Annotated in this window: 9 protein-coding genes and 1 pseudogene; 8 read left to right on the forward strand and 2 right to left on the reverse strand. The window is 37.7% G+C overall.

Annotated features, from left to right (window positions below; translation table 11 throughout):
• Positions 1-10 precede the first annotated feature (10 nt).
• The 5 genes from CPS_RS03070 (at position 11) to CPS_RS03090 (ending at position 6,134) form a co-directional block, all read left to right on the forward strand.
• The gene (locus tag CPS_RS03070; protein ID WP_011041536.1) at positions 11-1,294 is read left to right on the forward strand and encodes a sensor domain-containing diguanylate cyclase; all 1,284 of its coding nucleotides are present in this window, start codon (positions 11-13) and stop codon (positions 1,292-1,294) included.
• Positions 1,295-1,487: 193 nt separating this feature from the next.
• On the forward strand, positions 1,488-2,243 hold the full coding sequence (locus CPS_RS03075; protein ID WP_238383583.1) for a class I SAM-dependent methyltransferase: 756 nt from the start codon (positions 1,488-1,490) through the stop codon (positions 2,241-2,243).
• Positions 2,244-2,800: 557 nt separating this feature from the next.
• Positions 2,801-4,624, forward strand: coding sequence for a thiamine pyrophosphate-dependent enzyme (locus tag CPS_RS03080; RefSeq protein WP_138140229.1), 1,824 nt, complete (start codon positions 2,801-2,803; stop codon positions 4,622-4,624).
• A gap of 207 nt (positions 4,625-4,831) precedes the next feature.
• On the forward strand, positions 4,832-5,311 hold the full coding sequence (locus CPS_RS03085) for a hypothetical protein (protein ID WP_011041539.1): 480 nt from the start codon (positions 4,832-4,834) through the stop codon (positions 5,309-5,311).
• A 61-nt stretch (positions 5,312-5,372) separates the two neighbouring features.
• Positions 5,373-6,134 (forward strand): phytanoyl-CoA dioxygenase family protein, encoded by a 762-nt coding sequence (locus CPS_RS03090; RefSeq protein ID WP_081428689.1) that lies wholly within the window; start codon positions 5,373-5,375, stop codon positions 6,132-6,134.
• A gap of 241 nt (positions 6,135-6,375) precedes the next feature.
• On the opposite strand, the gene CPS_RS03095 is transcribed toward CPS_RS03090, so the two are convergent.
• Positions 6,376-8,571 carry a S46 family peptidase gene (locus CPS_RS03095; RefSeq protein ID WP_011041542.1) on the reverse strand — a complete coding sequence of 732 codons (2,196 nt, stop codon included), beginning with the start codon at positions 8,569-8,571 and terminating at the stop codon, positions 6,376-6,378.
• A 433-nt stretch (positions 8,572-9,004) separates the two neighbouring features.
• Here CPS_RS03095 and CPS_RS03100 point away from each other — a divergent pair, with 433 nt between their 5' ends.
• On the forward strand, positions 9,005-10,369 hold the full coding sequence (locus CPS_RS03100; protein WP_011041543.1) for a hypothetical protein: 1,365 nt from the start codon (positions 9,005-9,007) through the stop codon (positions 10,367-10,369).
• Here CPS_RS03100 and CPS_RS24020 read toward each other — a convergent pair.
• Positions 10,361-10,582: pseudogene (locus CPS_RS24020) on the reverse strand (hypothetical protein). The gene CPS_RS03100 and the pseudogene CPS_RS24020 overlap by 9 nt on opposite strands.
• Before the next feature lie 117 nt (positions 10,583-10,699).
• On the opposite strand from CPS_RS24020, the gene CPS_RS03105 reads away from it, so the two are divergent.
• Positions 10,700-11,845, forward strand: coding sequence for an imelysin family protein (locus tag CPS_RS03105; RefSeq protein WP_011041544.1), 1,146 nt, complete (start codon positions 10,700-10,702; stop codon positions 11,843-11,845).
• A 91-nt stretch (positions 11,846-11,936) separates the two neighbouring features.
• On the forward strand, positions 11,937-13,553 hold the full coding sequence (locus CPS_RS03110; RefSeq protein ID WP_011041545.1) for a di-heme oxidoredictase family protein: 1,617 nt from the start codon (positions 11,937-11,939) through the stop codon (positions 13,551-13,553).
• Positions 13,554-14,178: the final 625 nt, after the last annotated feature.

Genomic DNA, 14,178 nt, shown 5'->3' on the forward strand with positions numbered 1-14,178 from the left:
GAAGGTTCCGATGAATATCAGTTTGCTGCAACGTATCTTTTTTTTCACCCTAAGTTGTTGTTTATTATTTGTCTTGTTACTTGGTAGTGTCATCTGGTCATCACAGGCGATAGAGCTGGCTTTCAGTCGAAATCATTATGCGAAACAACTCACTAACCAGACAAATACATTAAAGCAGTTGGTCGCCAATGATAATATTTATGACAGTAATTACAGTATTAATGATTGGCAATCGTTAGAGGTAAAACTAACAGCACTACTCAAATCATCACCCAAATTAACAGAGCAACAGCTAACCATCCAAAACAGTCTTCAAAGTCAAAATGAAAGTTTGAAAAACCTTTTTACTCTGATCAATAAAAACAAACTAAAAAATGCCAGCGAAGTGATAAAAACGCATTTGAAAGCAAAGTTGATGACACAGCTAGAAGCTATTCGATCAGAGGCCTTACACTTGTCAGAAATTGCACAAAAAGATATTTACAACACCATCCAAAACCAAGCTGTTTTTATTATTACAATTTCTGCTGTCAGCATACTCGCTTTGCTATTTGGCGCTTTTACCTTGACCTCTATCGTCAGAAAATCATTGACTGAAGTGAAATGTGCTTTTGAAAAAAACCACAGTGGTGACTATCAAAATATACAGCTTTCTCATCATTCACAAGAATTTGATAGTATCGCTGATGCGTTTAATACCATGAATGAAAAATTAAGTGAATCTACTATTTCTCTAACAGAAATGAAAAAAATAGTGGAGGAAAGAACACATGTCTTAGAGCAGTTATCAAGGACTGATCCTCTCACTAAAGTGGCCAATCGTCGCGCCCTTTTTGAGCGTGCAAATATGGAATTCTCACGGGCAATGAGAAGTAAAAATAACTTGACGTTATTACTATTAGATTGTGACTTCTTTAAGAATGTGAATGACGAATTTGGTCATTTATTTGGTGATGAGTTGTTAATTCATATTTGTAATATTTGTGGTCAAGAAATACGAGATATTGACTTTCTAGCGCGATATGGTGGTGAAGAATTTATTATTGTATTACCAAATTGCGATATAGCTGGTGGTATTGAAACAGCTAACCGCATACAGAATTCACTTGCTAGGCATTGCGTGGCGATAGAAGATAAAGAAGTTTGCGTGACCTTAAGTATTGGTATTTCCATGCTCAGTGAACGACATAAAAACTTAGATCAACTAATTAATGATGCTGATAAAGCTATGTATCTAGCGAAGGAAAATGGTCGAAATCGAATTGAAGTACTCCCTGCACCTAATCTGCACTAAATCAACATGCGCTACCGAGTTGTTACATATTTTGAAACAAGTTACTTATTGCTCAAAGAAAACTCTGTTATAGACTGTTAGCTTATTTCAGGCGTTGTCGATGCATTTAATGGTGAAATTTTCGTAACGTATTAAACTTAATACTAATAATAAAAGCAAAGTAAGTGCTTTAATAACTGCAAAGGACATAACAATGAGTATGAAGACATTTAAAGGGAAAGTTACCACTACATTAGCGGTACTTTCTGCAATGAGTTTATTCGCTTTTAGTGCATCACTTTTAGCCGGTTCACTCGACTTATCAGGTCGAAGTGATGATGATACCCAGCAAGATACTGGCAGAAAACCTGCACAAATCATCGATTTTGTCGGTGTTGAAAAGGGTGACAAGGTACTCGATCTGTTAGCTGGAGGAGGCTATTATTCTGAACTACTCTCCCGAGTTGTTGGTGAGAAAGGCGAAGTTACCTTACAAATACCTAAGGCATACCTTAAGTATGCCGAAAAATCGATAAAAGTTAGGCTTGCCAATGACAGATTAAAAAATGTTACTTATTTACTCAGTGAAGCCGATGACTTAAAACTGAGTGAAAATACTTATGATAGTGCTTTTTTAGTGTTGGGTTTCCATGACATGTTTTTCAAAGAAGATAGTTGGAACTTCACGGCAGATGAAGTGATGCCACAAGTACTTACATCATTAAAGTCAGGCGGAAAATTATTAGTTATCGACCATGATGCAACAGAAAATAGTGGTATTCGTGATGTTAAGTCACTGCATAGAATTGATAGCGCCTTCGTTAAAGCTGATTTGGAAAAACGTGGTTTTAAATTAGTTAAAACCTCCAAAATATTAGAAAACAATGCAGATGATCACTCTAAATTAGTTTTTGTTCCTGAACTACGCCGCAAAACTGATCGCTTTGTTATGTTGTTTGAGAAAATTTAATCTCACCTAAAAGCGCCATACTTATTGATACGCTAGGAATGCTTTTTTTGCATATGAGCATTCCTCACTTCTCTATCAGATTTATACCAAACGGATTAATGTATTAGTCAGCTTAGAGCTACACTAGCGAGCTTAAAACAAGCAAAATGAGTTAAACATAGTCACTCTATATTTCACTAATTTTGTGATGTTATCAGTTTGCTAATGGGCTTCCGAAGGACGAGTTTAAAAGGCTTACATGCGGCGTTATTGATTTTGACAAGGGAATAACCATTCTCTTCAATCAATGCCTTGCTTCTAAGCCTTTTAATGCTCGCTAAGTGATCAATAAATTAGTCCGATTGGTATTACCCTACCTCAGTTTTAACCCTCGACTAAAATCAAAATCAATTGAACTGCCATTCGCCAATTACACCTTTACAAAAACTGTAAAAAAGACTGCACACACGGCTTCAAAGTGATTTTATCTAAAGATCATAAAAGATGATCTTAATCATATTGGTTGTTTAATAGCCCTTTAAAGTACAGAGATAAACTTTATAAGAGAGATTAAAATCATGTCGTATGAAATGAACTTTGGCAAAGCTTACAATGAGCAACTACCTACGTTAGGCGAAACCATGAGCGATGTTATTCGCTTTTTTGGTGGCCAGTATATTTATGGTGTTGGTGGCGATTTTGCGGCTAACTTAATAGCAGCTCTTAGTGTTAATGAGCATGGCGAAGGCATTCAAATTAATCCCTCAAGTAATGAAATGCATGCAGGATTTTCAGCGTGTGCTCAGGCTGAAGTCGACGGTATGGGGTTTTGTTTAACGACTTATATGGTTGGTAGTTTACCTTGTACCAGTGCTGCCGCATTAGCGGTCACTGAGGGATTACCTGTTGTCTTTATTTCAGGTGCTCCTGCAGAAAGTGAGGTGAATCAAGTAGCTATTCATCACACTATTCATCCCAATGCCTCATGGAAAGCTGAATATGATAATGCTTTAGAAGCTTTTTCTGCCTTGGGTATGCGTGTAGAGCGTTTACAAGGACAGCGCGTAGAAGGACATCCTAATCTTGCCGGACAACGTTTTTATCAAATTGTCAGTGAAGCGTATAAGAATAAGCAGCCCGTTTTTATTGAAGTACCACGCGACCAAGTCTTTGCTAAAACCCAACCCATTAAGCTACCAAGCACATTGGATGATATTTGCTGTGGAAGTAATATTTTAGCGGGGACAGAGTTAATTGTTGATAATATTTTAGATAAATTGGCCCAAGCCAAAGCACCTATGCTCTATTTAGGCGATCGCCTAAAGCACAATGAAAAACTTAAACATTTGATTATTAGTTTTGCGGATAAATTTAATATTCCCTATGCCACTACTTGGTTTGCTAAAGGGCTTTTTGATGAATACGCACCATTATGTTTAGGTGCTTATAATGGTATTTTTACCCAAACAACTGGCCGTGAGTACATTGAACAACAAGTTGATTATGTTATTGATATTGCTACCAGTATATTCCCGCAAGACAGTAATATTGCCTTTGGCACTGGTACCCATAAAATTGAGCGCTTTGATAATAAAACACTGTTAAAAGGCGGTTCACTATTAGAGAAAGACCTTATCGCTATCTTTGAGCGCTTGATGGAGCAAAACATTAGCCCCTTCGAGTTTACAGCGCCATCTCAAAGAGGTTTAACAGCGCTGTCGCTACAGCTTGAAAGTAATGAATTAGCTAGAGGTGATGATGACATTGATTTTAATAACTTGGCGCAAACACTTAATGACTTACAGGCACAAGATGCCAGTACCTATGTTTATCTACCTGAAGTAGGTAATTCATATTTTGCCAGTTACAGTTTGAAAGTTCGTCAATCAATACTTGGTCGCTCTTGGCTTACTAATCCTTGGTACGGCGCAATGGGCACAGCATTACCTTATGCCAGAGTGGTCGCTCAACGCATCAAGTCACAACAAATAGCGGAACGTGCAGTAGTGATTATTGGTGATGGTGGTTTTCACTTTCAATTAAATGAATTGATCCACTTTTTAAAGGATAAATCAGACGTTACTATCGTATATATGCGTAATAATGTTTTTCACTTAGGCAAAAGTGGTGATGGCGCTATTTATCACTGTAATGACAGTGAATTTGATGTGCATAGTTTAGTGAAAGCCTATCAAGGTGATAGCAAAACATGTACTAGCGTCGGTGAGTTTAAAGCTTACTTTAAAGCATGCAGTCAGCAAACAGGCATCTCCTTAATTGAAGTGCCAGCAAAACCGATTGAAGCAAGACAAAGCAACGAACTGAAGTTATTAAATCTGTATATCAAATCTCAAAATGGTCAAGCTGAAGCAGTGAAAGCATGGCAAGCATTAACTCAGTAATTTTAGTTAGTTTTAACGTTAGATAATGGGTACTTAATGCTGTTGTGAACAGGCTTTACCTATTTTTAAAGTGATGAAAGTATGGGATATTAGGCAGTCTATATTTATTGCCAATCAAGAGCACCCGAAATAGGCATCTTGATTGGTAATGACAATAAATAAGCTTTACTCATGCTGAGTGACGCTCTCCGCCGTGAGGAAAGAATATTGAGAAAGGTGTTGGTTTTTGGCAATTCAGCTAGCGGTAAATCTACCTTAGCTAAGCGCTTGGCTGCGTCAGAGCAATTAGCGCACTTAGATCTCGACTTGCTCGCTTGGCAAGCGACCAACCCACCAACTAGAGTGCCGTTAGTTGAAAGTGCTAAAGCGATTGAAAAATTTATGCTACAGCATGAACACTGGGTTATTGAGGGTTGTTATAGTGACTTATTAAAGGTCGCAGAGGAACAATCGACAGAAATTATCTATATGAATTTATCTGTTGATGATTGTATTATCAATGCCAATAATAGGTCTTGGGAACCGCATAAATACGCGTCTAAAATTGAACAAGATGCTAACTTAGCCATGCTTATACAGTGGGTTTCTCAATACGATCTCAGGGATGATAACTTCTCTAAAGCAGCACATATTTCCTTTTACCAAAACTATACTGGCGCGAAGAAAATGCTGACCACTAATTCTTAATGTTGAACGGCAATGTTAATAGCGGACGTTAATTTGATAAAGTGCTAAGTGGAAACTTATAATAAATAAAGCATACCGTGAAAGTGGTTACTTACTAATTAAGAATTTTCTTAATGAAAGTGAAGTCTTAAAGTTACATACCGTAGTAGCGGAGTTTCATCGTTTATGGCAAAAGGACAATGCCACTTATTATGCGCAGAGCGCGGTGAATTCAGCTTATCTGACTAATCGAGAATACTTAAATGATAGACAGCGACAAGTGCTGTTTGATTTTATTGGTTCAGAAAAAGTAATGTCTATTGTTAATGAACTAATCCCCCAACAACCTTGCTTTTTAAATACCCAACTATTTTTTAATCCGATGAACCCGAAGCAGCGTAACTATTGGCATAGAGATCCGCAATATCACCTATCTATTGAACAGCAAAAAGTAGCTTTATTGGCATCTGATGTGATTCACTTTCGGCTACCTTTACTTGATGAGCCAGGTATTGAATTGGTGCCAGGTACACATAAACGTTGGGACTCTACTGAAGAGCTTAAGGTAAGGTTAGAGCAAGCAGGTGATAAAAATAATCAGCCACTATCACAAGGAAAAATCATTAAACTTGAAGCGGGAGATTTATTAATCTTTTCGGCAAATATGATTCATCGTGGTTTATATGGCTTGGATCGTTTGGCATTCGATATACTCTTTTGCCAGCCTGACCCAAGTGTTATTCAATTTGTGTCCAATGACTCTTTACCAACTGCTGAGGCCTTAACAAGTCTTGAAAATTCAGATGCTTTTGACAATACTATTAAGTTATACCAACCAGACTAACTAAATGATCTTTTTAAATGATCTTTTTAAATGGTCTAAATACTCAATAACATTGTTGCTTTCAATCCCAATAGCCAGCTATTGCTCAATCAAGCACCTTGTTCTTGAAAATTTATCCTCATTAAAATTTGAACCATTAATTAATCTGATTGGTACTAACATCAGCGATAATTAATCTATATAAAATAAAAAATCCGACACATGGCCGGATTTTTATAGTGAGACTTGAATAAGTTAAAGACTATTCAACAATATCCATTTCTTCGATTAGGTTAGTGGCGCCATCTACGTGCTCCATAACCCAAAGCATGTAACGTACATCAACGTGAATTGAGCGATTCAACTTAGTATCGTAATCCCAATCACCAATAATGCTTTCATAAACACCGTCAAATACTAAACCAACAAATTCAGCTTTGTCATTTAGCGTAGGTGAACCTGAGTTACCACCGGTAATATCAAGTGTACCTAAGTAGTTAACAGGTACTGAGCCAAGTGCTTTTTTCGCGTACTCGCCGTACTGTTTTTTATTGATTAAATCTAATTGCTTTTGTGGTGCATCAAATGGTGCAACACCAGTATCTTTAGCAACAATACCTTCAAGCGTAGTATAAGGCGTAGCCGTTAAACCATCTTGAGGAGAATAACCTTTTACATTACCGTAAGTAATACGCAAAGTGCTGTTAGCATCCGCATATACAGGTAAGTCGTTATCGTTGAAGTAAGCGATAAGCGCTTCCATGTACTTAGGACGGAAAGCTTGAATATTACCTGCTAGCTCTTTCGATTTGTCTTCAATCGCTTTACGTTCTTTAAAACTAGAAACAGCTAATTGAATAAACGGGTCTTTGCTGTTGTTAAAATCACTTACAGAGTTATTCATCAGCGCTAAACGTTGTTCTTGTGAATTAAGTTTGGTGTTTTTATACATTTTGCTTAATTGCTTGCGAAGCTTCTTCTCGTTAAAGTTTTTAGCTGTGGTATTGGTTAAACCAAAGAATTTATCAAATGATTTAAGACGCTCAGCTTTAGGTAAAGCAACGTAGTGCGTTAGCATAGCGACAAGGATTTCTTGATCAATTTTTTCATCATAACGACGATCAACAGATTTCATGCCTTGTTCAAAACGGGCGATATCACGTTCTTGATAACCACGTTCACGGTCAATATTTGCTTTAGTGTTTTCAACGGCTAAACGGTGAAGTTTTTTCGCAGTTGATAACATTTTGCTGTAACGCATATAACCTAAAATTAAATCACGTGCTTGTTGCTTATCATCCATTTTAACTAATTTGTCTAAACCAGATAACGCTTCACCATATTGGGCTTTACGCTTTGCACTGCTGTTTAACCATTTAGCTAAGTTCGTTTCAAGTGTTTGCTTACGTTGTAAAAAAGTACCCTTGTTGTAACTGTGGATCATTGAACCATAGTTTTTAGCATAGTTAGCAAGACCAGCTAATGTGCTTTCATATTTAATACGCGCTTCACTACCTACCTCTGAATGCGTATGAATTAAATCAATAATCTCTTCACGGTACGCTTTAGCGTGTGGGTAAGTCCAAGAGAAAGTATTTTCAACTTCATAAGCTGTACGGTAGCGGTTAGTTCGGCCAGGGTAACCAAGAACCATGATGTAATCACCGTCATCAACACTGCTTTTGTTTACTTTTAAGTGATGCTTAGGTTTGTATGGAACATTGTCTTTACTGAAATCAGCAGGTTGACCATCTTTACCAACATAGGCGCGGTAAAAACCGTAATCACCCGTGTGACGTGGCCACATCCAGTTATCGATATCGCCGCCGTATTTACCAATACTGCTAGCAGGCGCATGAACTAAACGCACATCACGAATAGTAAGCTGCTTGAATAAGTAATATTCTAAACCGCCGTGAAAGTTAACTACACTACAGCGGTATCTATCATCATTTTCACATTCAGCGACTAATTTTTTAGAATTGGTATCAACCGCTTTGTAACGATCACTACCTGACATTTTCTCTGTAACGCCTGATTTTACCAATTTAGTTACTTCGGTAATCTCTTCTGTTACATAAATGCGACTACCTGGTGTTGCTGGTAATTCTTCAGCGAAATTTTTAGCTAAAAAACCATTTTTAAGTAAGTTGTTTTCTGCTGTTGAGTTGTATTGCACTGAACCGTAAACACAATGATGGTTAGTTGCTACCAAGCCCTGATCAGAAACAAACGATGCGGTACAACCACCCAAACTAACAATGGCACCCATAGGGAAGCCGGTAAGATCGGTTAAATCATTTGGATTTAACTTTAAACCCGCGTTGGTTAATTCTTTAGCGATAGTTGGTAATTGGTTTGGTTGCCACATACCTTCATCGGCTAATGCTGAACCTGCGCTAAGAGCTAGTGTTGGCAGTATTACTGACCAGCTCAGAAATTGTTTCATTTTAATCATAGCTATCCTACTTTTCTTATGTAGTTTTGAACCGAATCAAATTAGTTGTGGGACTACATTTTATGTTATTTAGTTGTTATTTGATTGTAATTTTTTTGATAAAAAATATCGACAACAGAGTGTGCGCTAGTGATAACCCTTAGTCAAAAAAAACAACGAAAATTATTCATTTCAATTGTAAAGATAGGTTTCAAAAAGTAATTCACGAAGTGCCATTATTGCCATAAAACTTATCATTAACAGTGGCGTATATTTTTATGCTTTAAGCAGTAGTCATGAAGTTAGCACCTATTGAGCTTTACTTGTTCTTTAGCAATAAGTTGATCAAATTATAGTTATTGCAAATAAAAACAATTCTCACTTGTAATTGTAATCAAGTGTCATTATCATTAGCGCAAATAACATTAATTCTCGTTCTTATTTGAGTGATTCCATGAATAACGTCCTAAAATTTATAGCCATAAGTACTCTATTTCTCTTTCATCATCAAAGTTTTGCGGCTAGTGAGACTGAGTTACAGACCGAAATATTAAAGCAGAAAGAGCAACTGCAGTTGATTGAAAAACAATTAGCAGAATTAAAAACAACAATGATAAGTGCGCAAGAGCAGCGTCATGAGGAAAAAACAGCAAGTTATAACAATGATAAAAATTGGCAAATTAACTCATACGGTAGTGTGCTTTATAAGAGCGAAGAGATTTATCGTAATATCCAAGATATTGACCCAGAGCGTAAAGCGAGCACTGATTTAGAGCGAGTCGTCTTAGAGTTTGTTTACGACTTTGATGCTAAATGGCAAGTAGAAATTGAACTTGAATATGAACATGGCGGAGTGGGTTCAACGCTTGAATATGATGGTTTTGAAGAGTTTGGTGAATTTGAAACCGAAATTGAAGCAGGCGGTGAGGTTATTGTTGAAAAGCTACAAGCAAAATATACAGCCAATGAAAACTTCACCATTAAAATGGGTCATATCTTTGTTCCTGTCGGTTTAGGCACAGACTTACATAAACCAGGTCAGTATTTTACGACTCAACGACATTGGAGTGAAGCCACACTCATTCCACAAGTATGGCACGAAACAGGCGTTAACTTGATCAGTAAATGGCAGGGATTCACGGCACAAACCTTAATAACAACAGGTTTAAATTCAGAGTACTTTCGAACTTATGAATGGGTAGCTACGGGACATCAAAAAAGATTTGAACAAGTTAATGCTGATGATTTAGCAATAACGCTTCGTTTAGATTACGGTGACATAAAAGCAGGTAAAGGGTTTGGCGTTAGTTATTACACAGGTGACACTTCAGGAAACCGCAATAATACCGCTAAAGTTGCTGGTGACGGAAATCTCACTATCATCGGTCTTCATGGCGCTTACCGCTATGAAAACTGGCAAGTTAGAGGGCAATATCTCTTTGGTACTTTAGATGACAGTGAAGCGATAACCAATGCCAATAAAACCACACCTGGCCTTAAACCAGGTAACTTCGCACAACTGGGCAGTGAAGCAGAATCTTCATTTGTTGAACTTGCTTATAACAGCCAAGGTCTTTTTAATTTAAAAAATCCTCTTTATTTATACACCACTTATGAATATGCCAACCCAATCAAAGAGGTTGAGCAGGGCAATGCAACTGATCGTTTTAATAAAGAATCAGTTGCCTTAGGTATTAATTACTTTCCTATCAAAAACATTGTCTTAAAAGCTCAAGTAGCACAACAGATGTATGCACAAAGTGATTTGGATGACAGCACAAGCTTCAGTCTATCGATGGGTTACTTTTTCTCAATATAAAATTTTAATAATAGGGTCTGTTGAACTTTCGAGATTGTTTTTACAGCGAATTGTTGGGTATTTATACAAGGCAGAGCATTTGTCATGTGGTTACTCCACATAAAAAGGCGATATCGCAGTAAAAAGACCCTACAAACGCTATCCGAAGGATTCGGCTAAAAGCGTTTTACTCTTTGTTAAGCAGTGTTTACTTAGAATGACTAGGTCACACACTACTCGCCGCGATTAAAACGCTTTACTCTCTTTAAAAAAGGCGAACAAAATTTAACCGCGAAAGGTTAACAGACCCTAGTTAATCAATATCAATATTTAAACAAGGAACATAATAAAATGTTAAAAAAATCACTTCTGGCTTTGGCCTTGTCGAGCGTATTTCTTACTGGCTGCGGTGGTAGTTCATCAAATGATGCTGTTGTACCTGAAGTAGAATCAAAATTTACTTTTGACGCAACAGAAATGATCACTAATTTAACCAATGATGTGATTGTTGCAGGCTATAAAAATCTTAATGATGAGGCCGCAGTTTACTTATTAGCCACTCAAAACTTAGCCAATACGGCTACGGAAGAAAATTTAGCGGCAGCGCAACAAGCTTGGAAAGATGTTCGTGTACATTGGGAACAAGGCGAGTCGCATATATTCGGTCCTGTTGATGCACTTTCTATTGACCCACATTTAGATACTTGGCCATTAAATACCAGTGACTTACAAGCATTGTTAAATACTCAATCAGGTTTTAACGCGACTCAATTAAAAGCATTTAATGATGACGTACAGGGTTTCCATACCATGGAGTTTTTATTGTTTGGTGACGGTGTTGCCGACAATGAAAAAGCTATTGGTGAAATGACAGCCTTAGAGCGTGAATATTTATCTGCTGCTGCGGAGGTTTTCAAATCTCATACGCAAACATTGTTTGATGCATGGACTGTTGCCAATGATCCTAATGATGCTAACTCTCCAGCCTATAAAGACTTATTACTAACTCCGGATAATGAGGTTTATTCTTCTTCGTTAGGTGTAGTCCAAGAATTAATTAACGGCATGATTGGCATAGTGGATGAAGTCGGCAATGGTAAAATCTCTGAACCTTTTGGCAGCAGTATTGATAATATCGATACCACAAAAGTAGAATCACAATATAGCTGGAACTCTCTGGCTGATTTTACTGACAATATTCAAGGTGTTCAAAATGTTTATCGTGGTGAGTTTCTAGGGCAAGCGGATAAAACCGGTATTATTGATTTTGTTACAGCAGCGGATGCTGCTATTGCAACGCGCGTCGATACTGAAATAGTTGATGCTATCGCAGCCATTAAAGCCGTTGCTGGAGACAATGACCTACCTTTTAGACAGGCCATTAATGATGCAGATGCTCGCGTTCGAATTCAAACAGCAATTGATAAGTTAACAACATTGCAAACCTCGTTAGAGAATGATGTGCTAACGCAGTTGAATGAATGGCAACAGCCGTAGTCGTGTAGCTAGTTATCATGAGCGTTTTTCAAGGATGAATGTTGTGCAAGGATGCACAATCGTTTAGAACGAATGTCCTGGAAGTATTCCTATGAAAATTTTAAGAAGAGCAAAATGGTCAAACTTGGCCATCATTATCGCAAGTTCGATAATTGTTTCTGGCTGTAACTCAAGCAGCTCAGATAAAAAAGAAGAAACACAATCAAAAGCACAAGTTGCCTATACCCATATAAGTCAATTAGGTGGTGATGCTACCGCAGTAAGCGCGAGTGATTCAGGACATGGTTTTTCAACGCCTATGCCTAATCTAACTACTGAACAGTTAACTAAACATTTAGCCGGAGATGCTCATTTTGAAACAGCATTTACTACGGCTCCAAATAGTGAACACCCTGAACTCGATGGTTTAGGGCCTGTCTTTAATAATCAAGATTGTAATTCCTGTCATCAACGTGATGGTCGATCGTCAACGATTACCTTGGCACAAGGTCAAGAGCGTGTTTTATTGGGTTCTGAAGCTGGAATTTTCTTACGCATGAGTATTGATGATGGCGAATGTTCTAATCCATCTGCAGATAACAATTACTGTAAAAATGCGGGTGTTGATGGTTTTGGCACACAGCTATTTCATCGGGGCGTATTAAAAGCTCGAGATGATTGGCAAGAAAACCCTTTCATTGGTCAAGCAGATGTTTATCTTGCGTATGAATATTCGACCGTGGAATATGCCGATGGCAGTTCCGTTGAACTTAAAAAGCCTATTTTTTCGATTGAACAGCCTTATGATGTGAGTGCTGAAAACCGTTTAGACAGTGCTATTTTACAAGCCGATGTTCGATACAGTCCAAGAAATGGTATGCCAGTGTTCGGCTTAGGTTTGCTTGAACTTATCAGTGATGCTGATATTTTGGCAAATGCCGATGAAAATGACTCTAATAGTGATGGAATATCTGGGCGTCCAAATTGGGTGTTTGATCCTATCAAAGCACAAAGTAATGATCCTGTACCTGTCTCTTTAGGTCGCTTTGGTTGGAAAGCCAGTACGCCGAGCGTTCGTGTGCAATCACTTGGGGCATTACGAGGCGATATGGGCGTGACCAATCCATTATTCCCGGATGAAAGTATTGCTAACACGCCTTTGCATGAAAGTTATTTAACACGGACAAACTTTGTTGATACCGGTGTTGATGAGCAAGGTAATACCGAAGCTTCGCAAGAATTTTCTGATGAGGTGGTGTTTTATGCTGAAACGTTGGCAGTACCAGCAAGACGAAATATTGAAAATGAATCTGTGATAGCGGGTGCCCAGCTTTTTGATCAAGTTAATTGTACTGGCTGTCATCAACCCGATTTTACCACCGCAAAGGGTGAGTTATTAGTGGGTGGTTTACCAGCACCCGATGGTTTAAAAGGCCAGAAAATATATCCTTTCACTGATATGTTGCTGCATGACTTAGGCGAAGGTTTAGCTGATAACCGTAGAGACTTCACTGCTACCGGCGTTGAATGGAAAACCAGGCCTTTATGGGGAATAGGTTTAACTAAAACGGTTAACCCTGCCGCAGGATTTTTACATGATGGTCGAGCTGCAACGGTTGAAGAAGCTATTTTATGGCACGGCGGTGAAGCACAGCAAAGTAAAGCAGACTTCATGGCTATGACACCAGCAGATAGACAAGCGTTATTAGATTTTGTTATGTCATTGTAGTGACCGATAAAATAGTACTTGTTAATAAGTAACCTGAACTCTGGATAAGCAGTACTTACTCAACATTCCCATTTTTGTGGTTTTCATCGTTAAACCGTCGATAAATAGCCCGCTATTCATAAACGTTTTGCCTTGATAACCACAGAAACTGAAACATTGATTGGAAATTTAACGACTCTGATCTTGTTGAGGGTTTTGTATTGTGATCTAAGTTGTTGATTTTAATTAAACATCAAGCACTCCTTATCCTGAGTTCAGGTTAAGTAATGGGCTTTCTAGCCCATTACTTATCTTTAGTTCATCTTTATTTTTTTAGTGACAGCCCTAAGACGGAGTTGTTTTTTTAAGTCATTAACGCTAATAAACTTACTGCTAGCCATAACTCAAAGGTGACGCAGAAGCGACTTTGATTACTGATAGCATTGTCGCATTCACAGATAGAACGTGTGGTAATGCACAAAATCCCCCTAAAAAGCTTACCAATAAAATGCTGATTTTAATGATTTTCGTTGAGATAATGATATGACAGTGATTTCAGTCTAAAAAACATGATTATTATTGAATAAATATTCACTAATTGAGTATCAATAGTGTAGAATTAATTAATATCAATTAATTATATGAA

The organism is Colwellia psychrerythraea 34H (assembly GCF_000012325.1).
In the GTDB taxonomy this organism is placed as follows: Bacteria; Pseudomonadota; Gammaproteobacteria; order Enterobacterales; family Alteromonadaceae; genus Colwellia; species Colwellia psychrerythraea_A.